The following is a 22919-nucleotide window of genomic DNA, read 5'->3' on the forward strand; positions in this document are numbered from 1 at the left end:
TTACGCGGTATAGGTAACGGCTTTCACCGCTTCGACCACTTCGGCGACAGTCGGCAGCGCCAGCTTTTCCAGATTTGCCGCATAAGGCATCGGAACATCCTTACCAGCAATGGTCAGGATCGGCGCATCGAGATAATCGAAAGCCTGCTGCATGACGCGGGTGGCGATTTCCGTACCAACGGACGACTGCGGGAAACCTTCTTCCACAGTCACAAGTCGGCCAGTCTTCTTGACCGATTCGACTACAGTTGGAATATCCATCGGGCGGATCGTGCGCAGATCAATGATTTCAACATCGATACCCTGCTGGGCCAGCTCTTCAGCCGCCTTGACGGCGTAGGTCATGCCGATACCGAACGAAACAATGGTGGCGTCCTTGCCCTGCTTGTGAATGCGGGCCTTGCCAATCGGCAGCACGAAATCGTCAAGCTTTGGTACATCGAAATGATGACCGTACAGGATTTCGTTTTCGAGGAAGATCACTGGATTCGGATCGCGAATGGCAGCCTTCAGCAAGCCCTTGGCGTCGGCTGCCGTGTACGGCATGACGACCTTGAGACCCGGAATGTGGCTGTACCAGGCCGCATAGCATTGCGAGTGCTGGGCAGCAACACGCGCAGCCGCACCGGACGGACCACGGAAGACCATCGGAGCGCCCATCTGTCCGCCGGACATATAAAGCGTCTTGGCAGCAGAGTTCACGATCTGGTCGATTGCCTGCATGGCAAAGTTGAAGGTCATGAACTCAACGATCGGACGCAGACCTGCAAAAGCAGCCCCTACACCTACACCGGCGAAACCATGTTCGGTGATCGGGGTATCTACAACGCGCTTGGAACCGAATTCATCGAGAAGTCCCTGAGTTACCTTGTAAGCGCCTTGATATTCGGCAACTTCTTCACCCATAACGAAAACGCTCGGGTCGCGGCGCATTTCTTCGGCCATCGCATCACGAAGCGCTTCACGAACGGTCGTAGAAACCATTTCGGTGCCAGCCGGAATGTCCGGGTCGGACGCGACTTCGAGTGCTGGAGCCTTTGGAGCAGCCGGAACAGAATCAGTCTTCTTTTCTTCGGCTTTTGGCTCTTCCTTGGCTTCGCTCGATGGTGCCTCGGCTTTGGCGGCGGGAGCAGAACCGATATCGGAAGCGCTTTCACCGTCACTGAGAAGCACGGCAATCGGCGTATTGACCTTCACGCCTTCGGTGCCTTCATCGACAAGAATTTTGCCAATCGTGCCTTCATCGACAGCTTCGACTTCCATCGTCGCCTTGTCGGTTTCAATTTCGGCGATCACATCGCCGGACGTAACCTTGTCGCCTTCTTTCTTCAGCCATTTGGAGAGCTTGCCCTCTTCCATGGTTGGGGAAAGTGCGGGCATGAGAATTTCTACGGGCATGACAACACCTTCCTGGAATTAGAGCAGAATATCCGTGTAGAGCTCGGATGCATCCGGCTCCGGATCGTTTTGAGCGAAATCAGCAGAATCAGCGACAATGTCGCGGACATCCTTGTCGATTTCCTTCAGCTCTTCCTCGGTTGCCCAACCCTTGTCGATCAGACGCTGCTTGACCTGCTCGATCGGATCATGCTCGGAGCGCATCTTCTGCACTTCTTCTTTCGAGCGATACTTTGCCGGGTCCGACATGGAGTGACCGCGGTAACGGTAGGTCTGCATGTCGAGAATGATCGGCCCCTTGCCGGAACGCGTCCATTCCACGGCCAGATCGGCAGCAGCCTTGACCGCACGAACGTCCATGCCATCCACCTGGATACCCGGAATATTGAAAGAGAGACCGCGCTTCGAGAAGTCCGTTTCTGCGGACGAGCGCGAAACCGAAGTGCCCATGGCGTAGCGGTTGTTCTCGATTATGTAGACTACCGGCAGCTTCCATAGCGATGCCATGTTGAAGCTTTCGTAGACCTGACCCTGATTGGAAGCGCCATCGCCGAAATAGGTCAGCGTTACATTGTCGTTGTCGCGATAGCGATTCGCGAATGCGAGGCCTGTGCCGAGCGAAACCTGCGCACCGACGATACCATGACCGCCGTAGAAGTTCTTCTCTTTGGAGAACATGTGCATGGAGCCGCCCTTGCCCTTGGAAAGGCCGCTGCGACGTCCGGTCAGTTCAGCCATCACGCCGCGCGCGCTCATGCCCGCTGCAAGCATATGACCATGATCGCGATAGGCAGTGATAACCTGATCACCTTCCTTCAGCGCCATCTGCATGCCGACCACCACGGCCTCCTGGCCGATATAAAGGTGGCAGAAACCACCAATGAAGCCCATGCCATAAAGCTGGCCGGCTTTTTCTTCGAAACGCCGGATCAACAGCATTTCGCGATAAGCGTCCAGCTCCTGCTTCTTGTCGAAGTTCACAGGTGCAGGTGCCTTGGGTGCAGTCACAGAAGTCGCCTGCGTTTTGCTAGCAGGCGACTTTTTAGCCCTCGGTGCCATATCTCGCTCCCTAAATTGTCGTTCTATTGTGACGTTATACGGGCATATCACAAGATACAATATGCGCCCAGAGCATAGCTGCTATGTCGCCAAGCCCTTAAAAACATATCACAAAAAGACAATTAACCGGATTTCAGTTAATTTGAACGGTCTTCCCTGGAGGTGATAATTGTCACTTCATCGGGATGGGAGAGATTAAGCGCTCTGCGTGCCTGCTCGTCAAGCATATCCTTCTCGATGGAACCATCGCGCAAAAGCGTGACTCGTTTTTCGAGCGCGTTGCGATCTGCCGTCACTTGTTCGAGCTGCTTGGCCAGAAGGCTTTTCTGCTCTTCCAGCTGAATACGGGAGTAGAGACCATATTCGCCGTGATAGGCGTGAAAGCCGAAGTAACTCAGAAATGCAGCCGTCAGAATGGGCAACACAAAACGCCCACGGATCGATTTACGCTTCTGCTTGGTCCACATTTCGGCTTCCTTCCCGGATATTCGGTGCCACTACGAATCCTGCGAAGGGCATCAATCCGAATTCCACCATCAAGCATTATTTTGCTTAACAGAGATTTACCAAGAACCGATGTCAGGAGCAGTCGGGACTAGTTTTCGTAACAGCTGGAAGAAGTGAACCTCGCGCAAACCATTCAAACCCGTCAGGAAGCGAGAACGGCTCATCATAAAGACGAGCCGCTCATTCAGATTGATAAAATGTTTGACAGGATCAAACATCTACAATTGTGGAAAACCCGCCCATGATCATGCGCTTGCCGTCGAATGGCATCTGGTCACCCATCGCCTTCATACGCGGATCACTCATCATTTTGCTATTTGCAGCGTCGCGCGTTGCCTTGTCGGGATATTCGAACCAGGAGAAAACAACCTCCTCGTCGGCCTCGGCCTTAACCGCACGTCGAAAATCGGTGACCTTGCCATCCGGCACATCATCCCCCCATGCTTCGACCATACGCGTCACGCCAAACTCCTTGAATAATACAGCAGCTTCGGCGGCATGCTTGCGATAAAGTTCCTTGTTCGCCTTGGGGACGGCGACAACAAATCCTTCGATATAAGCCATTTTCTCTCTCCCGTTGTTAACTCCCCCACGGCTTCATCATCTGAATTCCAAGCCGCTGCCTCATCAGCTCAAACACCAATGCAATAACATTGATATCAATATAATTGCATCCGGTCAAATGCCAAGCATTGGAAGTCATATAGGGCGAAAACGAAAAAAGGCGGACCGAAGCCCGCCTTTATCAGTCTCAGAGAAAAATCAGAGGAACTTCAGTGCGCTGCGACCTGCATAGCGGGCCTGCTTGCCAAGTTCCTCCTCGATACGGATCAGCTGGTTGTACTTGGCCGTACGGTCCGAACGGGCCAGCGAGCCAGTCTTGATCTGACCACAGTTGGTAGCAACCGCGAGATCGGCAATCGTCGAATCCTCGGTTTCACCCGAACGATGCGACATGACGGCAGTATAGCCAGCCTTATGAGCCGTTTCGACCGCGTCGAGCGTTTCAGACAGCGATCCGATCTGGTTGACCTTGACGAGAATCGAGTTGGCAACGCCCATACGAATACCGTCACGGAGACGAGCGGAATTGGTGACGAACAGGTCGTCACCAACGAGTTGGCACTTGTCGCCAATAAGATCGGTCAGGTACTTCCAACCTTCCCAGTCGTCTTCAGCCATACCATCTTCGATAGTGACGATAGGATAGTCGCTGGCGAGCTTGGCGAGATACTTGGCCTGAGCCTTTGGATCGCGCGTCTTGCGTTCGCCTTCATAGACGTAATTACCGTCCTTGAAAAATTCGGTCGCAGCGCAGTCGAGGCCAAGAGCAATATCTTCACCCGGCTTGAAACCGGCCTTTTCGATCGATTCCATGATGAAATCGAGCGCAGCCTGGGCATTCTTCAGATTAGGAGCAAAGCCGCCTTCATCGCCAACATTGGTGTTGTGACCGGCATCCTTCAGACGCTTCTTGAGGGTATGGAAAACTTCCGAGCCATAACGAACAGCTTCACGAACGGACGAAGCCCCCACTGGCAGAATCATGAACTCCTGGAAATCAATCGGATTGTCAGCATGTGCACCGCCATTAATGATATTCATCATGGGGACCGGCAGAACATGGGCATTTGCCCCACCAACGTAGCGGTAAAGTGGGAGACCGGTTGCCTGGGCCGCAGCCTTGGCAACGGCAAGCGAAACGCCCAGAATAGCGTTGGCGCCGATGTTGCCCTTGTTGGCCGAGCCGTCAAGCTCGATCATCGTCTGGTCGATGAGCAGCTGGCTTTCCGCATCCATGCCCGCAATAGCGTCAAAAATCTTGCCATTGACAGCTTCGACGGCCTTTTCCACACCCTTGCCGAGATAGCGGCTGCCACCATCACGCAATTCTACAGCTTCATGCGCGCCAGTCGATGCGCCAGACGGAACCGCAGCACGTCCGAAAGAGCCGTCTTCAAGCACAACGTCCACTTCGACGGTCGGGTTGCCGCGGCTGTCGAGGATTTCGCGGCCGACGATGTCGATGATTGCAGTCATAGGAACCAGTCCTTCCCTATAGATTGCCCCGCCAGATGTGCGAGGCGCTTAACAAATCCGATGCGGCCATTTCTTAGCGCATAATCCTGAAACTTTGCAGACATTTCAGAAAAGATTATGCACCAGGCCAATTTTTAAGCCCTAACCGCAAAAAAAGCGGCGAGAATGGCTTAGCGAAACAAAAGGCGGAGGAAAATCCCCCGCCTTTTTAAATTCTCCGAGAACTGTTTAAAGCCCTTTCGCGATACGATCGAAAGCCATCAGCTTTTCGAGGAGCGCGGGCATTTTATCCACCGGCACCATGTTCGGGCCATCGGAAGGAGCATTGTCCGGATCCTGATGCGTTTCGATGAAGAGCCCGGCAACGCCAACGGCTACAGCTGCGCGTGCCAGCGTCTCAACGAATTCGCGCTGACCACCCGACGAACCACCTTGCCCGCCCGGCTGCTGTACGGAATGAGTCGCATCGAAGACTACTGGCGAACCGAGGCCTGCCATGATCGGCAAGGAACGCATATCGGAAACGAGCGTATTATAGCCAAACGAAACACCGCGTTCGGTCGCCAGCACATTCGGATTGCCACTTTCCGTAATCTTGGAAAGAACATTTTTCATGTCCCACGGCGCCAGAAACTGGCCCTTCTTGACATTCACGACACGTCCCGTCTTGGCGGCAGCAATCAGCAGATCGGTCTGGCGGCAGAGAAATGCCGGGATCTGCAGGACATCGACCACAGGAGCAACTGCGGCGCACTGCTCTTCAGTGTGGATATCCGTCAGCACCGGAAAGCCGAACTCCTTCTTGAGATCCGCAAAAACTTCCATTGCCTTTTCGAGGCCGATTCCACGCTCAGCCTTCAAGGATGTGCGATTGGCCTTGTCGAAGCTGGACTTGTAGACAAGACCGATGCCGAGCTTATCGGTCATCTCCTTGAGACGGCCTGCCATATCGAAAGCGTGTTCACGCGTTTCCATCTGGCACGGGCCCGCTATCAGGGCAAACGGCGCACTGTTTGAAAAAGTAACGTTTCCGATTTTTACGGATGAATTGGCAGTCGCCATGACGTGAACCTCGATATTGAATGCCTTGCAGGCACCTTATCTGGCGTAAAGGTGGGTCGAAAACAAGACCACGGCCTGAAAGCGGAAATGAAAACGCGCCCCGAAAGGCGCGTTAGATTTTCAGACCAGACGGCTCTGCTCGATTGCCGCTTCGATGAAGGAAGCAAACAGCGGATGCGGTTCGAACGGTCGAGACTTCAGTTCAGGGTGGTACTGAACGCCGATGAACCAAGGGTGGTCAGGATATTCGACTGTTTCCGGCAGAACACCATCCGGTGACATGCCTGCGAAGTTCAGTCCGGCAGATTCCAGACGTTCCTTGTAGTCGATATTGACTTCATAGCGATGACGATGGCGCTCGGAAATATCGGTCGATCCGTAGATTTCCGCAATCTTCGAGCCCGACTTCAACGCCGCTTCATATGCACCAAGGCGCATTGTACCGCCAAGATCACCAGCCGAAGCGCGCTTCTCGAGCATATTGCCCTTCAGCCACTCGGTCATGAGACCGACAACCGGCTCCTTGGTCGGACCGAACTCGGTCGAAGATGCGTTTTCGATACCAACGAGATTACGTGCTGCTTCAATGCAAGCCATTTGCATGCCAAAGCAGATACCGAAGTAAGGAACCTTGCGTTCACGAGCGAACTTCGCTGCAAGAATCTTGCCTTCCGCGCCACGTTCGCCGAAACCGCCCGGCACCAGAATGCCATGAACCTTTTCCAGATATGGGGCCGGATCTTCGCTTTCGAAGACTTCAGCCTCGATCCAGTCGAGATTGACTTTTACCTTGTTGGCAAGACCACCATGATAGAGCGCTTCGATCAGCGACTTATAGGCATCTTTAAGGCCGGTATATTTGCCGACGATAGCGATGGTCACTTCGCCTTCCGGATTGTGGAGGCGGTTGGAGACCTCTTCCCAGCGGTCCATACGGGGCTTCGGAGCCGGGTCGATACCGAATGCCGACAGAACTTCCGAATCAAGGCCTTCCTTATGGTAGGCAATCGGCACATCGTAGATCGTTGCTACGTCGAGCGCCTGAATGACCGCGCTTTCGCGGACATTACAGAACAACGACAGCTTGCGACGTTCTGATTCCGGAATCTCGCGATCGGCGCGGACCAGAAGGATATCTGGAGCAATACCGATAGAGCGCAGCTCCTTGACCGAATGCTGGGTCGGCTTGGTCTTCAGTTCACCAGCTGCCGGAATATACGGCATCAAGGTCAGATGGATATAAACTGCCGTTCCGCGCGGCAGTTCATTGCCAAGCTGACGGATCGCTTCGAGGAACGGCATGGCTTCGATGTCGCCAACCGTGCCGCCGATTTCGCAAAGAACGAAATCATAGTCTTCGTTGCCTTCAAGGACGAAGTTCTTGATCTCGTCGGTCACATGCGGAATGACCTGAACCGTCGCACCGAGATAATCGCCGCGGCGTTCCTTTTCGATGATGTTCCGATAGATGCGGCCGGTGGTGATGTTGTCCTGCTGGTTGGCAGGACGACCGGTGAACCGCTCGTAATGGCCCAGATCAAGGTCGGTTTCGGCACCATCGTCAGTGACGAACACCTCACCATGCTGGTAAGGCGACATCGTGCCGGGATCGACATTCAGATAAGGGTCGAGTTTACGGATACGCACGCGGTAACCACGTGCCTGAAGGAGTGCAGCCAGTGCTGCGGCAGCTATGCCTTTTCCAAGGGAAGAAACCACGCCGCCAGTGATGAATACATATCGCGCCATGGGCTTATCTCGTTAGACTTTCTTGATTGATTCCGCCACAAAAAAATGCACCCCGGCAGTGTTTTTTCACCGAAGCCAAGCGGTAATCGTCGTTGCACAAAGAAAAACCGGAGCCAGAAACCCCGGAGCGAATACGTCTGTACTCTCTAGCGCCCCTATTCACATAAAGCCATGTCGAAGCTCGAAATCCACAGCTTCCACCTGCCAGAATAGCCATTGGCACAAAAGAAAAGGCCGAGCCCATAAGCCCGGCCACATTCACATAGTCATTTACAGATCAGAGAACAACCACTTCGGTACCCAGACCGACGCGCTCATAAAGATCCATCACATCCTCATTGATCATGCGGAAGCAGCCGTTGGAAGCCGAGCTACCGATAGTCCATGGCTGTACCGTGCCATGAATGCGGATGTAGGTGTCCTTGTTGCCCTGAAACAAGTACAGAGCGCGCGAACCAAGTGGATTGCCTGGACCACCATCCATACCGTTCTTGAAACGACCATAGTGAGCCGGATCACGCTCGATCATTTCCTTGGTCGGAATCCAGCGCGGCCACTCCCGCTTCGCGTTGATTGTTCCAGTGCCCTTGAATTCCAATCCCTGCTTGCCGACAGCGATGCCATAGCGGCGAGCAGTCGTCGACGTTTCAACAAGGTAAAGGAAACGCTGCTTCGGGTCGATCACGATGGTACCAGGCTTATAGCCGGTAAAAGCCACTTCCTGCGCCCGGAACTTCGGATCGATGTTGTACTTGTTGGCCTTAACTGCATTGCCGCTCTTGGAAGCCTTTTTCTTCTTCGGCTTTTCAGGATTGGCCTTGGCATCGCTTGAGAGAGCAACTTGCTGAACAGACGCAGCAGCTTCATTGAGCTGCGCTTCAGCGCTTACCGGCGAAGTTGCAAATGCAGGAGCGGTCGCTCCGATGCAGAGAGTTGCAATACCTGCCATCAAAATACGGCGTGAAAACATGTTCGGTTCCCGAAAATTCAAGCACAAGGGAAAAATGTCTGCCGCATTAATTGCGACCAGACTTTCGCTTTCCTTACTGCAAAGCGATCCGGTTCTCAATTCGCTGCCATCGTTCTGCAATGCGATTCGCGGCAGCGTATTGCCTAGCTGCAACACTTTGCAGTCTCATGATTAACAAAAAGAAAACCGGCCACAAGGGCCGGTTTCGCATTCTGTTCACTTTGCTCGACCTTTTACTGCGAGCTAGGAACCGGGTTGGCCGGGGTTTCCGGAACAACCGGAGCCTGCGGCTGGGTAGCGTCGGGCTGTGTTGCCGGTGCCGCAGCACCTGGAACTGCAGGTGCAGTCTGATTGGCGTCAGGACGCGAAGACTCGCCACCCAGCTGATTGAGGATACCGCCGCCATTGCCGCCTGCCGGAGCTGACTGACTGCCGGTTGCCGCCGGGATACGATTGAGAATGTCGGTCGGCTTTTCGCCGTAGCGTGCCATGATGCCGAGAATAAGCGAGGTCGCGAAGAAACCGATCGCGAGAATGGCTGTCGTGCGGGTCAGCGCGTTGGCTGCGCCGCGAGCCGTCATGAACCCCGAACCACCGCCAATGCCAAGGCCACCGCCTTCCGAACGCTGGATAAGCACAACGCCGACAAGCGCCAGCACGATCAACAAATGAATGACAATGATTACGGTCTGCATGGGTTACGGTCTTTATATCCCTAAAACTAGAGCGGCTCTTTACACGCTATTGTCCGATAATCCAAGCCCCGAGACCAAGATAGACAGACGTGATGTGCCGGTTACAAATTACGATAGGTTTCGCATATGGCGAGAAAATCGTTCGCCTTCAAGCTCGCACCACCAACAAGCGCACCATCAACATCCGCGACGCCGAGCAATTCCAATGCGTTTGAAGGCTTGACCGAACCGCCATAGAGCAGCCGAAGATGTGCGCCTTTCGTGCCGAAACGTTCAATTAGCTGCTCACGCATGAAAGCATGAGCGGCACGCACGTCCTGCACTGTTGGCGTCAACCCTGTACCGATTGCCCAAACCGGTTCGTAAGCAATGATCGTATTCTCGGCATTGACGCCATCCGGCAAAGAGCCAGCAAGCTGCTTGCCGATTACATCCAGAGTACGCTCCGCCTTGCGCTCATCGGCAGTTTCGCCGACGCAAACGATTGCAACCAATCCGGCAGCCCATGCGGCCTCGGTCTTGGCGCGAACAGTGTCATTGCTTTCATGATGGTCGGTCCGGCGTTCGGAATGACCGATTATGACATGCGTAGCGCCCGCTTCCTTAAGCATTTCTGCAGAGACATCGCCTGTATGCGCGCCAGACACTTTATGGTGAGCATCCTGACCGCCGAGACCAACAGTCTCGCCTTCGAGCGTTTCCGCCGCGCGGGAAAGAAGCGTCGCAGGTACACAAATGACGGCGTCAAGCTTGCGGCCGAGATCGGAGCTCAGGCCGGCAGCAATCGCACGCAATTCGGTCAGGGACTCTCCCGTGCCATTCATCTTCCAGTTGCCAGCAACCAGCGGACGGATTCCCGGAGTCATTTCATTCTCCTCGCCTGTTCAAAACAGTAGACGCGGTCACCTCTTGAAAGCGGACCAGCGCCAAAATTTGCCACTGACTAAGCGTATTCGTGCCGCAATGCAAATGTTCTTGAGTGCCTACATGCAATGAGACCTTGCATATAGGGCTGGCTTGAGGTTATCCCCTGACTGGCTCTATCTATGAAAGCCGAGCTTAGATTTATACTTGAAGGGTTTCCAATGCTCGACAGCCTGCGTTCTGCCGCTCAATCCTGGGTCGCCAAACTTCTGCTTGGCCTGCTTGTACTGAGCTTTGCGATCTGGGGCATCTCCGATGTCTTTCGCGGCGGCCTGTCAGGCAATGCCGCTTTGACGGCTGGCGGTTCCGAAGTGAGCGCCACTGATTATCGTTTCGCCTATGAACAGCAGATGATGCGTTTGTCTCAACAGTTTCGCCAGCGTCTGACGCGCGAACAGGCAAAAACGCTCGGTGTCGAAAATCAGGTACTCGCCCAGCTCGCAGCCGGTGTGGTTCTGGATGAAGGTGCGCGCAACATGCAGCTCGGCCTTTCCAAGGACGGAATTGCTCGACTGACCGGTGAAGATCCGGCTTTCCATGACGCAAGCGGCAACTTCAATCGTGCACAGTTCGATGCAGTGCTTCGTCAATCTGGCATTCGTGCTCAGGATTATCTCGACAACCGCGCGAAAGTGGCTCGCCGCCAGCAGATCGTGGAAGCTGCAACGGACGGCATCAAGCTTCCGAATACAGCGTTGAAGGCGCTGGCTCTATATCAAGGTGAAACCCGCAGCGTTGACTATGTGACCATTCAGGCTGAAAAGGCCGATGCTGTCCCTGCCCCGTCCGAAGATGCGCTCAAGACCTATTTTGACGCACACAAGGACGAGTATAAGGCACCGGAGTACCGGAAAATAACCTATGTGAAGCTGGAGCCGGCTGATATTGCTGATCCGTCCGCCGTCACGCAGGACGAAATCAACGAATATTACGAAAAGAACAAGGACCGCTTCAGCACGATCGAAAAGCGTACTATTGAGCAGTTGAGCTTTGCCGATGACGCCGCAGCTGAAGCTGCCCAGCAGAAAATTGCCGCTGGAACAAGCTTCATCGATATTGGCAAGGAACAGGGTAAAACAGAAGACGACCTGAAGCTTGGCACGTTTGAGAAATCCGCTATTCCTGATCAGGCAGTTGCCGATGCAGCTTTTGCACTGGCAGAGAATGGCGTGAGCCCGGTGGTGAAGGGTGGCTTTGGTCCTGTTATCCTGCGCGTGACGCAGATCGAACCGGCTCATGTGAAGCCACAAGCCGAAGTTGAAGGCGAAATTCGCATCACGCTTGCCAACAATATCGCAGCAAGCAGCATCAGCGGCATTCATGACTCTTATGAGCAGGACCGTTCCGACGGCGCATCAATGGCTGATGTGGCAAAGAAGCTAAGCCTCAAGTCCGTCATCGTGGAATCCGTCGACGCCGAAGGTAACGATCCTTCTGGTAATCCAGTGCAGCTGCCAAACTCCGAAGCGCTGCTTTCTGCTGCCTTCCAGGCCGACCAGGGTTTTGACAACGACGCCCTGACCATGGGCAATATTGGCTATCTCTGGTATCAGGTTGACAGTGTAACTCCGGCACGCGACCGTACGCTCGACGAAGTCAAGGACAAGGTTGCAGCGGCGTGGAAGGGCGAAGAAGCAGTCAAGCGTCTCAACCAGCGCGTAGACGAGTTGAAGAAACGCCTCGATGGCGGCGCGACACTCGACGCGATCGCTACAGAGCTGGGCGTCGAAAAGCAGACCAAGCGTGGTATTGTCCGCACGACCAACGATGCCGATATCGGAACAGCGGCGGCGGCGCAGATTTTCCGGGGAGCGAATGGTTTCACTGGTAGCGCTGCTGCACCTTCGGACGATGCCCAGATTCTGTTCAAGGTTGTTGAAGTGACCGAACCTGCCGGAGCTGGCCCGGAAGCTATTCCGGAACAGCAGCAGAAATATCTGGCGACATCGCTCTCGGATGATGTTCTCGAACAGCTCGTCGGCGAATTGCAGAAGCAGTATCCTGTTAAGATAAACCAGACCGTCATCAACAACGCTCTGGCGTTTTAAGGACGGTGGGCATCCAAAATGGCTGATCTAAAACCCTATATCGCGAAAGCTGCATCAGGCGAGCCGCTTTCGCTTGAGGATTCCAGAGCCGCCTTCGATATCATGATGTCAGGACAGGCAACGCCGTCGCAGATCGGCGGACTGTTGATGGCGTTGCGCGTACGCGGTGAAACAGTACCGGAAATCGCCGGTGCCGTTGCCTCCATGCGCTCGCGTATGCTGGGAGTTTCCGCTCCCGACAATGCCATCGATATTGTTGGCACTGGTGGCGATCAGTCGGGTTCATACAATGTCTCCAGCTGCTCGGCATTTGTTGTTGCTGGAGCTGGCGTTCCTGTAGCAAAACATGGCAACCGCGCCCTCTCCTCCCGCTCTGGTGCAGCCGATGCACTCGCCGCGCTCGGCATCAATATCGAGGCCGACGCGAGCATCATCGGTCGCAGCATCACAGAAGCTGGCCTCGGCTTCATGTTTGCACCGATGCACCATTCCGCCATGCGCCATGTCGGCCCCTCCCGCGTAGAACTCGGCACCCGCACCATCTTCAATCTGCTTGGCCCCCTCTCCAATCCGGCCAGCGTCAAGCGTCAGCTTGTGGGGGTATTCGCACCACAATGGCTTGTGCCGCTGGCTGAAGTGCTCAAGGAACTGGGTTCCGAAGCGGCTTGGGTTGTCTACGGCGACGGCCTCGACGAGATGACTACCGCAGGAACGACACAAGTTGCCGCCCTCGAAAACGGTCAGATTCGTACCTTTGAAATTACGCCGGAAGAAGTTGGATTGCGTCGTTGCGACCCGGCCGAACTGAAAGGTGGCGAGGCTTCGGTAAACGCCAAGGCTCTGCTGGGCGTACTTGAAGGCGAGAAAAACGCCTATCGAGACATCGTCCTGCTCAATTCAGGCGCGGCGCTTGTGATTGCTGGCAACGCGAAGGACCTGAAAGAAGGCATCGCACTCGCGGCACAATCCATCGACAGCGGCGCAGCACTTGATGTTTTGCAGAAGGTGATTGCCGTTTCCAACGACAAAGCCGCCTGACGGAAAGGATCAATTCATGTCCACCGACATTCTGCGCAAGATCGAGGCTTACAAGCGCGAAGAAATCGCTGCTGCAAAAGCCGAGCGCACCGTCGCTGATTTGAAGGCACACGCACAGGATCAGGAAGCGCCGCGTGGTTTTCTCAAAGCGCTGGAGGCAAAACGCGCCGCCGGTGAATTCGCGCTGATTGCTGAAATCAAGAAGGCAAGCCCATCGAAGGGCTTGATCCGTCCTGATTTCGATCCGCCTGCACTTGCAAAAGCCTATGAAGCTGGTGGCGCTGCATGTCTTTCAGTGCTGACTGACACGCCTTCCTTTCAGGGAGCGCCGGAATTTCTGACGGCAGCTCGCAACGCTTGCAGTCTCCCGGCTCTGCGCAAGGATTTTCTGTTCGATACCTATCAGGTACACGAAGCCCGTAGTTGGGGTGCAGATTGCATTCTGATCATTCTTGCAAGCGTCGACGATGATCTTGCAAAGGCGTTGGAAGAAACCGCGTTCGAGCTTGGCATGGATGCACTCATCGAAGTGCATGACGAAGCCGAGATGGAACGCGCACTAAAGCTTTCATCGCGTCTGCTCGGCGTCAACAATCGCAATTTGCGTACATTTGAGGTCGATCTGGCCGTTTCGGAACGGCTGTCGAAAATGGCGCCAGCCGATCGCGTTCTGGTCGGTGAAAGCGGCATATTCACACACGAAGACTGCCTGCGTCTGAAAAAGTCTGGAATCGGGACATTCCTCATCGGAGAGAGCCTGATGCGGCAGGCCGATGTTGCAGCGGCTACCCGTGAACTGCTGACTGGCAAGGCTTGATCGATGCCATCCAAACTCACCCATATCGACCAGACCGGCGCTGCCAATATGGTGGATGTTGGTGCCAAGGACGAGACTGAACGACAGGCTGTGGCCGAAGGATCGGTCAGAATGAAGCCCGAAACGCTGGCGCTCATTCTGGAAGGCAACGCCGCGAAAGGTGATGTCATTGGTGCTGCGCGTCTGGCTGGCATCATGGCGGCCAAAAAGACCGCCGATCTGATTCCCCTATGCCATCCGCTGATGCTGACCAAAGTAGCCGTCGAAATCGAGCCGGATCAGACATTGCCCGGTTTGCGCGTTCGTGCGCTGGCCAAGCTCAAGGGGCGCACCGGCGTGGAAATGGAAGCCCTCACCGCCGTTTCTGTCACATGTCTTACGATCTATGACATGGCCAAAGCCGTCGACAAACATATGGAGATCGGCGGTATCCGCGTTACCGAAAAGAGCGGCGGCAAATCAGGTGACTGGAAAGCATAAACCGCTAGACTTTGCTCTGGATCAACTCATCTGGACAGATTCTGTGGTCTAGACGGGTCAACAATTCAGTTCGAGAGGAAACGCCATGTCCCTTCTCCCGGTCGATGAAGCACTGGCCCGCATCCTGAAATCCGCAGAACCGCACGGTAAAGAGCAGGTCGCATTGTCAGATGCAGGTGGGCGCGTGGTTGCAACACCTGTTTTGGCACATTTTCTGCAGCCGCCGTTCGACGGATCGGCCATGGACGGTTACGCCCTGATCGCGCCAGACAACATCTCTTATCCCGTCGAGTTCGACATCATCGGCGAATCGGCAGCGGGAAATCGTTTCGAAGGTGAAACGGGAACTGGTCAGGCAGTCAGGATTTTCACCGGCGCGCCACTGCCCAAAGGCTCGGACACGATCGTTATTCAGGAACACACTGAGCGCTCGGATAACCGGCTAACCGTTCACGAAGGCATAGAACCGGGACGACATATACGCCGCGCAGGCCTCGATTTTTCACCCGATAACATCGTCATTCCGAGCGGGCGGGCGCTGGATGCTGCAGCCCTGTCGCTGGCAGCGGCCAGTGGCAATGCGAAAATCGACGTGTTTCAAAAGCCCAAAATAGCAATCATTGCGACCGGCGATGAACTGGTTCCGCCGGGGGAAACACCCGGAAAAGACCAGATTGTTGCATCGAACAGCGTTGGAATCGCCGAGATAGTAAGGCGAGCCGGCGGAGCGCCACATGATAAAGGGATCATTCCGGATGATCCTGCCAAAATCGAACGGGCAATAGCAGACAGCCTGCAAAGCGGCATCGACATTCTGGTGACGATCGGCGGCGCTTCCGTCGGTGACCGGGATTTTGTGCATGGAGCACTGCAGAAACAGGGCGTCAATCTCGACTTCTGGAAGATCGCCATGCGGCCCGGCAAGCCCCTGATGTATGGGCGCATCGAAGTGAACGGCAAGATCGTGCATGTCATCGGACTACCGGGCAATCCCGTTTCGAGCTTGGTATGCAGCCTCGTTTTTCTCCGTCCGCTCGTCGCCAAGCTTGCCGGAACGAACCTCGATGCCGATATCCGACCTGCAAAGCTGGGCACTGACCTGCCTGCGAATGACCACCGCCGCGATTATATCCGGGCCACAATCGAATCAAACCCTGATGGAACGCTGACCGCAAAGCCGTTTCCGGTCCAAGATTCGTCCATGCTTTCAGCTCTCGTCGGTTCAAAAGCGCTTCTCATCAGGGATGAAAACGCTCCTGCTGCCACTGTTGGCGATGATTGTCGCGTTCTCATGCTGTAGATCGAGCGCAATTCTCGGCCTCACTAAAGCTTGAGAAAACAGACCTAAGTCATCATAAAATATATGTTATTCGAAGCAGCATCTGACATGCCGTGCCCGTGATGGTCTTGCCCTGAAGTATTCCGTTCAATCTCACCCTGAGCGTTAATGGTTTTAAAACCATTGCAGAACAAGACTGGAACATATAGTGTTCGTTCTGGTTTTGTTTTTCTCGATTCTTGGCCGGGAGGGTGTCGCGCATGTTAACCCGTAAACAGCACGAGCTTCTGCTGTTCATTCATGAACGTCTAAAAGAAACGGGCATTCCCCCGTCTTTCGATGAAATGAAGGAAGCGCTCGATCTGGCTTCAAAATCGGGTATCCATCGTCTGATCACCGCCCTTGAGGAGCGTGGATTTATTCGCCGTCTGCCGAACAGGGCGCGTGCGCTTGAGGTGTTACGTCTGCCGGATTCCATCGCTCCGGGCCTCAATGCACAAAAGAAGTTCGCTCCCAGCGTTATCGAAGGCAGCCTGGGCAAAACGCCTCCGCCACCGGCACGCCCCGCCCCCGTGGCTACCAATGACGACACGTCTGGAACTGTGTCCGTACCGGTCATGGGGCGAATTGCTGCGGGTGTACCGATTTCAGCAATCCAGAATCAGACACACTCCCTCAGCCTTCCGCCCGAAATGATCGGTGCGGGCGAGCACTACGCGCTTGAGGTCAGAGGTGATTCAATGATCGACGCCGGCATTTTCGACGGTGATACCGTCATCATTAAACGCGGTGATTCAGCAAACCCCGGCGAAATCGTGGTGGCACTTGTCGATGACGAGGAAGCGACTTTGAAGCGCTTTCGCCGCAAGGGTGCATCCATCGCTTTGGAAGCCGCAAACCCGGCATACGAAACTAGAATATTTGGCCCGGATCGGGTTCGTGTGCAGGGCAAGCTTGTGGGCCTGATCCGCCGCTACTAGATCGTAGTGTAGCCGGTTTTGGAGATAAGCTCCGAGTTCAAACAATGGAGCGGTTCCAGTTAAGAACAGAAACGTGGAACCGCTCTTTATTTAGTTGCAGCGCGTTGGTTCATCGCTAACACCTGATGAACAAACTCCGGCATTTTGAGCGGAGTGGGATTTTGGTTTGTACTCGCGCTCGGACAAGCCACGTGCTGGACGCGAATGGATGCGGTGCAGATGCCAGGGACGACTTGGCGCATCAATTGCATAGGTAATTCGGTCCTCCGGCTGCAATTCAGATGTTTGCTGGCTCATCCCGGGCTTTGCGACGTCGTAGGTGTCGCCCGGTACAGCTCTGAAAGATCGATTTTGATCTGGCCTTTCTCCGAGCCTGATCTCGACGGCTCCCTTTAGTGCCAGTTCCTGCTTGCTGATACTCAGGATAGTGGAACGTTCGCACGCCAGATCTTTGCCGGAAACGGCGAGAATAACCACATCGCCGATATTGCAGGCTATTTCCAGCATCGCGACATCTGCGGTGTAGGCTAGTGTACGACCATCACGCAGACTGATCGTGCAAAGTCCATCTTCGCATTCGAACCCGTCCCCATCAGTTCGCTTTTTGTTTTTGCCGGATGGCGGCGCAATGAACTCTTCCACCAGATAAGCGGTTTTCCAATTGTCGATTGTGAACTGTGACGGTCGGCTTCGATTGACTGCGAACTTCCCGTCCGCGAGCCGAACCCCCACCAGTTTGGCATCTTCCGAGATCACGATGTCAGGAAAGGGCTCCCTGACGAAAGCAGCAAACCCTAGAACGATGAACGGCAGCGCCAACACCTTCAATCTGGTCGACAGAACAACAACCAGAACGAGCGCAATGGTCCAGAGAACGATAGTGAGTGCGGGCATGGCCCCAGGATTACCGTCTGGTGACCACTTTGCAACAAAGGCAGCAATGTGCCTGACTGCGAAAATGCCCCAGCCCATTATCTGCAAAGGCACCCAGTCCAGTTGCAATGGCATCAGCACAAGACCAAAGACGGCAAACGGCATCACGAGAAGAGCTATTACAGGCTCAGCGAGGACATTTCCTACAAGACCGAACGGCGCTGTATTGTTGAAGTGATAAGCTGCAAAAATCCCGCTCGCCAATCCGGCGATGAGCGAAGTAGCCGCCGCCGCTGAGATCGGCTTCAGGATTTTTCCAGCGAAGCTATAAGCGGTCTTCCCACGTTTTTCCGTGCCAACCTGCCTGATCGCGTAGCGCTCGCTCCACCAGGCATAACCGGCAATCAACGCAGCCGTAGCCGAAAAAGACATTTGAAAACTCGGTCCCAGTATCTCATGCGGCGAAATTGCAATCATAGCGATGGCCGCAATCGCCAGATTGCGCATACTGATGGCCGCTCGGTCTACCAGCAAAGCTCCGAGCATGACTGCAATCATCACATAGCTTCGTTGTGCAGCGACATCCGCACCTGACATGGCAAGATAGAAGGTACAGCTCAACAGGGAGAGAAAGGCCGCATATTTCTTCACCGGATGCCGCACACTGAAAGCCGGAAATAGCGCGAAGACGGATCGCAACGTCAGCATGACAACGCCAGCGGCAAGCGCCATATGCAAGCCCGAGATCGACAGAATATGTGCGAGCCCCGCCTTGCGCAGGTCTTCATTTGTCCGCTCGCTGATCCCCGCACGCGTGCCTGCCACAAGCGCCGAAGCAACACTGCCGTCCTCGCCACCGATCACTTCCTCGATTCGCTCAGACACCCGCACGCGCAACATGGCGATCCATTGGGAAATTTCCGCAGTCAGTTCGTCTGGCTGAGAAACCGTCGCCACTTTGGGTGTTCCGAGAAAGAAACCATTGGCACCAATACCATTGAAATAGGCATGAAACGAGAAATCGTAGTTACCCGGGCGAACCGGACCCGACGGAATACGCAATCGCACGAAACCTGCCAGTCCGCTGCCAATGGCCGTTGACGCCGGTATGTCCCGCGCATTGACACGAATGCGTTTCGGTGGAAAACGGAGTTTTGGACGCTCTGTCTGGAGCACATCAAGTGTTATCCGCCAGCTGCCATTGTCCTGATATTCAAGAGCGACAACCCGACCCGTTACACGTGTTGCCACGTCAGAGCCCAGCATCGGCGTGGCACGACGTTCCGTTTCCCATTTGCCGACCACAAACCCCGCCAGCAGAGCGATTGCCAATGTCACGCCTTGGGCAGCGGCGAATTGTTTGCGCGTCGCAATTCGCAAGATAGTGGCCATACCGAGCATGGACAAAAGCGGTATCCATGCCGGTTCGAATGAGAGCGTGAAATAGATGATTGCGCCAACACCGGCAAAAACCGGCAGCAGAAGAAAAAATACACCGCGTCCCGCTTCAGTTTCAGCCGCAGCCTTGAACTGTCGACCTGTGACCGACGGTATAGACAAAAGTCGTTCACGCAAGCTTGGCGCACGAGGCTTGACCGGCGGTGGATTTACCGGAATCTCGACATCATTTGGAGGCCAGACCTCTGGCAACAAAGCGCGCACCAAACCGTCGGGCAAGCTTTTCACAAGCGCCCGTTCGTTTGCATCGCTCGCTTCCCTGATGCCTGTCATGCCCCCGCCTGACCGCAAAAGTTGGCCCAACCGCCGGAATACCCCGAAAGAACGACGGCACATTCGTGCGAAAGGGATGCGAGGCCCTTGCGCACATTGCTGCCTATGCTACATGAACCGCAGCCGAAATCGAGTGGGTTCGCATAACGAACCCCGATTACCTGCCGGGCAGTCTCGCGCAGGCATAGGAATTCAAGTTCGCGCCTGTGTCTCCGGCATTTGCCGCTGCTCTAAAAAGGCGCACGACATAGTGGAGCTATCATGCCGAAACCGGTCGTTACCCGTTTTGCCCCCTCGCCCACGGGGTACCTGCACATTGGTGGTGCGCGCACTGCCTTGTTCAACTGGCTTTATGCCAAGCACAGCGGCGGCAAGATGCTGCTGCGCATTGAAGACACCGACCGGGAACGTTCCACCGACGCCGCGACGGCTGCCATTCTTGATGGCCTGACCTGGCTTGGTCTGGACTGGGACGGCGATGCCATCTCTCAGTTCGAGCGCGCGCCTCGCCATCGCGAAGTCGCGGAAGAGCTCGTCACTCTCGGCAAGGCATATTATTGCTATGCAACACCAGAAGAACTGGCCGAAATGCGCGAGAAAGCACGCGAAGAAGGCCGTCCGCCGCGCTATGACGGTCGCTGGCGTGATCGCGATCCGTCAGAAGCGCCTGCAGGCGTAAAGCCGGTCATCCGGATCAAGGCACCGCAGGAAGGCGAAACCCTCGTGCAGGACGCTGTGCAGGGCGATGTGCGCTTCCCCAACAAAGACCTGGACGATTTCATCATTCTGCGTTCCGATGGTACGCCGACTTACATGCATGCAGTCGTTGTCGATGATCACGATATGGGCGTGACCCATATCATACGCGGCGACGATCATCTGACCAATGCTGCGCGGCAGACAGTCATCTATGATGCAATGGGTTGGGACGTGCCGCAAATGTCGCATATCCCGCTCATTCATGGTGCGGACGGTGCAAAACTCTCCAAGCGTCATGGCGCTTTGGGTGTGGATGCCTACCGTGCGATGGGTTATCTGCCTGCTGCTCTGCGCAACTATCTTGTACGCCTCGGCTGGAGCCATGGCGACGACGAAATCATGTCGACCGAACAGATGATCGAATGGTTCGATGTGAAGGATATCAACAAGGGGGCAGCTCGCTTCGATTTTCAGAAGCTTGAGGCAATCAATGGCGTCTATATGCGCGCCAGTGACGACAAGGCGCTTTATGATGCGCTTATCGCTGTTCTGCCGGAGATCGAGGGTGGCAAGGAAATTGCCGACGCTCTCGACGACAAGCGAAGCGCACAATTGCTTGCCGCTATGCCGGGCCTGAAGGACCGCGCCAAAACTTTGGTGGAACTGGCTGATGGTTCGAAATTCATCTTTGCTGCCCGTCCTCTTGATCTTGACGAAAAGGCAGCTTCTCTCCTGAACGACGAAGGCCGGGCCGTGCTCAAATCCGTACTCCCGGATCTGGAAGCATCTGGCGAATGGACCGTTGAATCTCTAGACGCTGTCGTAAGGACTCACGCAGAAAAAACCGGCCTGAAACTGGGCAAGATTGCACAGCCTTTACGTGCAGCTCTGACCGGTCGCGCCACCTCTCCGGGCGTGTTCGACGTGCTTTTCGTCCTTGGACGCGAAGAGTCCCTCGGACGTATTCGCGATCAAATCGGTTAAGGTGGGAACATTCACGCTGACGTGACAAAACCGGCGTAAATAGTTCAAATTACGCATTGCATCGCGAACCGTTTGGGATAGTTTGACGGGCAAAATCGTTAGGATAATGCGCTAAACGCTGATGGTCCCCATAGGGGCGGGGACCATGCCAAGAGATAAAAGACAAATTATAACGACGATTACAATTCTGCCGTCGTGCGGGCGGCAAAGTGGACATGAAAGGAAACACGATGTCAGATAGGACAGCCAGCTTTACACTAGAAGGCAAAACATTCGACCTGCCTGTACGACAAGGCACTGTCGGACCAGACGTCGTCGATATCGGTCCACTTTACAAAAACTCGCAGATGTTCACGTACGATCCCGGCTTCACGTCCACGGCATCGTGCGAATCCAAGATCACTTACATCGATGGCGATGAAGGCACCCTGCTCTATCGCGGTTACCCGATCGATCAGCTTGCCGAACACGGTGATTTTCTGGAAACCTGCTATCTGCTTCTCTACGGCGAATTGCCTACCGCGACGCAGAAGTCTGACTTCGACTACCGTGTGACACGCCACACGATGATTCACGAACAGATGACGAAGTTCTTTACGGGCTTCCGTCGTGACGCTCATCCCATGGCAGTCATGGTTGGCTGCGTTGGTGCAATGTCGGCTTTCTATCATGACTCGACCGACATCACCGACCCGCATCAGCGTATGGTCGCGTCGATCCGTCTGATCGCCAAGGTTCCAACGCTTGCCGCCATGGCCTACAAGTACCATATCGGCCAGCCGTTTATGTACCCGAAGAACGATCTCGATTTTGCGTCGAACTTCCTGCATATGTGCTTTGGCGTTCCATGCGAGGATTACAAGGTCAATCCGGTTCTGGCTCGTGCAATGGACCGCATCTTCATTCTCCACGCAGATCATGAGCAGAACGCCTCGACCTCGACCGTGCGCCTTGCCGGTTCTTCTGGGGCCAATCCGTTTGCATGTATCGCTGCCGGCGTTGCCTGCCTCTGGGGCCCTGCCCACGGCGGCGCAAATGAAGCTGCGCTCAACATGCTGGCTGAAATCGGTTCTGTGGACCGCATTCCAGAATTCATCGCCCGTGCAAAGGACAAAAACGATCCGTTCCGTCTGATGGGCTTCGGTCACCGCGTCTACAAGAACTACGATCCACGCGCCAAGATCATGCAGAAGACCTGCCATGAAGTTCTGGGCGAACTGGGCATCAAGGACGACCCGTTGCTCGACGTTGCAATGGAACTGGAAAAGATCGCCCTGACGGACGAATACTTCATTGAGAAGAAGCTTTATCCAAACATCGACTTCTACTCCGGCATCACGCTGAAGGCCCTCGGTTTCCCGACCGAAATGTTCACGGTTCTCTTTGCTCTCGCCCGCACCGTCGGCTGGGTCGCACAGTGGAAGGAAATGATCGAAGATCCGCAGCAGAAGATCGGCCGTCCACGCCAGCTCTATACCGGCGCTCCCGAGCGGGATTACGTGCCGCTCGCAAAGCGTAAGTAAGTATCAGACTATAATAAAAACCCCGGTTGCCAAAACAACCGGGGTTTTTCGTATTCTATCTAC

General features: G+C 54.9%; 19 protein-coding genes. 8 read left to right on the forward strand and 11 right to left on the reverse strand.

Annotation, left to right across the window (positions count from 1 at the left end; genetic code table 11):
* From CES86_RS04390 to tpiA, 10 genes are all read right to left on the reverse strand, one after another.
* The gene (locus CES86_RS04390; protein ID WP_029924700.1) at positions 1-1398 is read right to left on the reverse strand and encodes a pyruvate dehydrogenase complex E1 component subunit beta; all 1398 of its coding nucleotides are present in this window, start codon (positions 1396-1398) and stop codon (positions 1-3) included.
* A gap of 18 nt (positions 1399-1416) precedes the next feature.
* Positions 1417-2457, reverse strand: coding sequence for a pyruvate dehydrogenase (acetyl-transferring) E1 component subunit alpha (pdhA, locus tag CES86_RS04395; protein ID WP_010660006.1), 1041 nt, complete (start codon positions 2455-2457; stop codon positions 1417-1419).
* Positions 2458-2594: 137 nt separating this feature from the next.
* Positions 2595-2924, reverse strand: coding sequence for an FtsB family cell division protein (locus CES86_RS04400; protein WP_010660005.1), 330 nt, complete (start codon positions 2922-2924; stop codon positions 2595-2597).
* A gap of 250 nt (positions 2925-3174) precedes the next feature.
* On the reverse strand, positions 3175-3528 hold the full coding sequence (locus CES86_RS04405) for a DUF1428 domain-containing protein (RefSeq protein ID WP_010660004.1): 354 nt from the start codon (positions 3526-3528) through the stop codon (positions 3175-3177).
* A 198-nt stretch (positions 3529-3726) separates the two neighbouring features.
* On the reverse strand, positions 3727-5004 hold the full coding sequence (eno, locus tag CES86_RS04410; RefSeq protein WP_029924698.1) for a phosphopyruvate hydratase: 1278 nt from the start codon (positions 5002-5004) through the stop codon (positions 3727-3729).
* 228 nt (positions 5005-5232) lie between these two features.
* On the reverse strand, positions 5233-6066 hold the full coding sequence (gene kdsA / locus CES86_RS04415) for a 3-deoxy-8-phosphooctulonate synthase (RefSeq protein WP_010660002.1): 834 nt from the start codon (positions 6064-6066) through the stop codon (positions 5233-5235).
* A gap of 120 nt (positions 6067-6186) precedes the next feature.
* The gene (locus tag CES86_RS04420; RefSeq protein ID WP_010660001.1) at positions 6187-7815 is read right to left on the reverse strand and encodes a CTP synthase; all 1629 of its coding nucleotides are present in this window, start codon (positions 7813-7815) and stop codon (positions 6187-6189) included.
* Positions 7816-8092: 277 nt separating this feature from the next.
* Positions 8093-8785, reverse strand: coding sequence for a L,D-transpeptidase (locus CES86_RS04425; RefSeq protein ID WP_010660000.1), 693 nt, complete (start codon positions 8783-8785; stop codon positions 8093-8095).
* 233 nt (positions 8786-9018) lie between these two features.
* Positions 9019-9480: a preprotein translocase subunit SecG gene (secG, locus tag CES86_RS04430; RefSeq protein WP_029924696.1), complete on the reverse strand. Its 462-nt coding sequence runs from the start codon at positions 9478-9480 to the stop codon at positions 9019-9021.
* Between the two features lie 101 nt (positions 9481-9581).
* Positions 9582-10346 carry a triose-phosphate isomerase gene (tpiA, locus tag CES86_RS04435; protein WP_029924694.1) on the reverse strand — a complete coding sequence of 255 codons (765 nt, stop codon included), beginning with the start codon at positions 10344-10346 and terminating at the stop codon, positions 9582-9584.
* A 219-nt stretch (positions 10347-10565) separates the two neighbouring features.
* Between tpiA and CES86_RS04440 the strand changes: the two genes are divergently transcribed.
* The 6 genes from CES86_RS04440 to lexA all read left to right on the forward strand — a co-directional run bounded on the left by CES86_RS04440 (position 10566) and on the right by lexA (position 17046).
* The gene (locus tag CES86_RS04440) at positions 10566-12452 is read left to right on the forward strand and encodes a peptidyl-prolyl cis-trans isomerase (protein WP_029924692.1); all 1887 of its coding nucleotides are present in this window, start codon (positions 10566-10568) and stop codon (positions 12450-12452) included.
* An 18-nt stretch (positions 12453-12470) separates the two neighbouring features.
* Entirely contained in the window at positions 12471-13490 is a 1020-nt protein-coding gene (gene trpD / locus CES86_RS04445; RefSeq protein WP_029924690.1) for an anthranilate phosphoribosyltransferase, read from the forward strand.
* 16 nt (positions 13491-13506) lie between these two features.
* Positions 13507-14307 carry an indole-3-glycerol phosphate synthase TrpC gene (gene trpC, locus CES86_RS04450; RefSeq protein WP_029924688.1) on the forward strand — a complete coding sequence of 267 codons (801 nt, stop codon included), beginning with the start codon at positions 13507-13509 and terminating at the stop codon, positions 14305-14307.
* Positions 14308-14310: 3 nt separating this feature from the next.
* A complete protein-coding gene (gene moaC, locus CES86_RS04455; RefSeq protein ID WP_029924686.1) occupies positions 14311-14787 on the forward strand; it encodes a cyclic pyranopterin monophosphate synthase MoaC in 477 nt (158 codons plus the stop codon).
* An 85-nt stretch (positions 14788-14872) separates the two neighbouring features.
* Positions 14873-16087 carry a molybdopterin molybdotransferase MoeA gene (locus CES86_RS04460; protein ID WP_029924684.1) on the forward strand — a complete coding sequence of 405 codons (1215 nt, stop codon included), beginning with the start codon at positions 14873-14875 and terminating at the stop codon, positions 16085-16087.
* Positions 16088-16326: 239 nt separating this feature from the next.
* Positions 16327-17046, forward strand: a complete 720-nt coding sequence (gene lexA / locus CES86_RS04465; RefSeq protein ID WP_010659992.1) for a transcriptional repressor LexA — start codon at positions 16327-16329, stop codon at positions 17044-17046.
* Positions 17047-17136: 90 nt separating this feature from the next.
* Here the strand turns inward: lexA and CES86_RS04470 are convergent, their stop codons facing one another.
* On the reverse strand, positions 17137-19650 hold the full coding sequence (locus tag CES86_RS04470) for a ComEC/Rec2 family competence protein (protein WP_094513777.1): 2514 nt from the start codon (positions 19648-19650) through the stop codon (positions 17137-17139).
* Between the two features lie 261 nt (positions 19651-19911).
* Between CES86_RS04470 and gltX the strand changes: the two genes are divergently transcribed.
* Together gltX and gltA are read left to right on the forward strand one after the other, a co-directional pair.
* Positions 19912-21333, forward strand: a complete 1422-nt coding sequence (gene gltX / locus CES86_RS04475) for a glutamate--tRNA ligase (protein ID WP_036586702.1) — start codon at positions 19912-19914, stop codon at positions 21331-21333.
* 230 nt (positions 21334-21563) lie between these two features.
* Complete coding sequence (gene gltA, locus CES86_RS04480) at positions 21564-22856, forward strand: citrate synthase (RefSeq protein WP_010659989.1); 1293 nt, start codon at positions 21564-21566, stop codon at positions 22854-22856.
* Positions 22857-22919: the final 63 nt, after the last annotated feature.

This window comes from Brucella lupini, assembly GCF_002252535.1.
GTDB lineage: Bacteria > Pseudomonadota > Alphaproteobacteria > Rhizobiales > Rhizobiaceae > Brucella > Brucella anthropi.

What these genes read in the sequence shown, in the direction of transcription:
- CES86_RS04405 (WP_010660004.1), bottom strand. Translation starts at nt 3,528, where the DNA reads ATGGCTTATATCGAAGGATTTGTTGTCGCCGTCCCCAAGGCGAACAAG.
- tpiA (WP_029924694.1), bottom strand. Translation starts at nt 10,346, where the DNA reads ATGACTCCGGGAATCCGTCCGCTGGTTGCTGGCAACTGGAAGATGAAT.
- secG (WP_029924696.1), bottom strand. Translation starts at nt 9,480, where the DNA reads ATGCAGACCGTAATCATTGTCATTCATTTGTTGATCGTGCTGGCGCTT.
- CES86_RS04440 (WP_029924692.1), top strand. Translation starts at nt 10,566, where the DNA reads ATGCTCGACAGCCTGCGTTCTGCCGCTCAATCCTGGGTCGCCAAACTT.
- trpC (WP_029924688.1), top strand. Translation starts at nt 13,507, where the DNA reads ATGTCCACCGACATTCTGCGCAAGATCGAGGCTTACAAGCGCGAAGAA.
- trpD (WP_029924690.1), top strand. Translation starts at nt 12,471, where the DNA reads ATGGCTGATCTAAAACCCTATATCGCGAAAGCTGCATCAGGCGAGCCG.
- lexA (WP_010659992.1), top strand. Translation starts at nt 16,327, where the DNA reads ATGTTAACCCGTAAACAGCACGAGCTTCTGCTGTTCATTCATGAACGT.
- CES86_RS04470 (WP_094513777.1), bottom strand. Translation starts at nt 19,650, where the DNA reads ATGACAGGCATCAGGGAAGCGAGCGATGCAAACGAACGGGCGCTTGTG.
- CES86_RS04400 (WP_010660005.1), bottom strand. Translation starts at nt 2,924, where the DNA reads ATGTGGACCAAGCAGAAGCGTAAATCGATCCGTGGGCGTTTTGTGTTG.
- pdhA (WP_010660006.1), bottom strand. Translation starts at nt 2,457, where the DNA reads ATGGCACCGAGGGCTAAAAAGTCGCCTGCTAGCAAAACGCAGGCGACT.
- CES86_RS04420 (WP_010660001.1), bottom strand. Translation starts at nt 7,815, where the DNA reads ATGGCGCGATATGTATTCATCACTGGCGGCGTGGTTTCTTCCCTTGGA.
- gltX (WP_036586702.1), top strand. Translation starts at nt 19,912, where the DNA reads ATGCCGAAACCGGTCGTTACCCGTTTTGCCCCCTCGCCCACGGGGTAC.
- moaC (WP_029924686.1), top strand. Translation starts at nt 14,311, where the DNA reads ATGCCATCCAAACTCACCCATATCGACCAGACCGGCGCTGCCAATATG.
- eno (WP_029924698.1), bottom strand. Translation starts at nt 5,004, where the DNA reads ATGACTGCAATCATCGACATCGTCGGCCGCGAAATCCTCGACAGCCGC.
- CES86_RS04460 (WP_029924684.1), top strand. Translation starts at nt 14,873, where the DNA reads ATGTCCCTTCTCCCGGTCGATGAAGCACTGGCCCGCATCCTGAAATCC.
- CES86_RS04390 (WP_029924700.1), bottom strand. Translation starts at nt 1,398, where the DNA reads ATGCCCGTAGAAATTCTCATGCCCGCACTTTCCCCAACCATGGAAGAG.
- gltA (WP_010659989.1), top strand. Translation starts at nt 21,564, where the DNA reads ATGTCAGATAGGACAGCCAGCTTTACACTAGAAGGCAAAACATTCGAC.
- CES86_RS04425 (WP_010660000.1), bottom strand. Translation starts at nt 8,785, where the DNA reads ATGTTTTCACGCCGTATTTTGATGGCAGGTATTGCAACTCTCTGCATC.
- kdsA (WP_010660002.1), bottom strand. Translation starts at nt 6,066, where the DNA reads ATGGCGACTGCCAATTCATCCGTAAAAATCGGAAACGTTACTTTTTCA.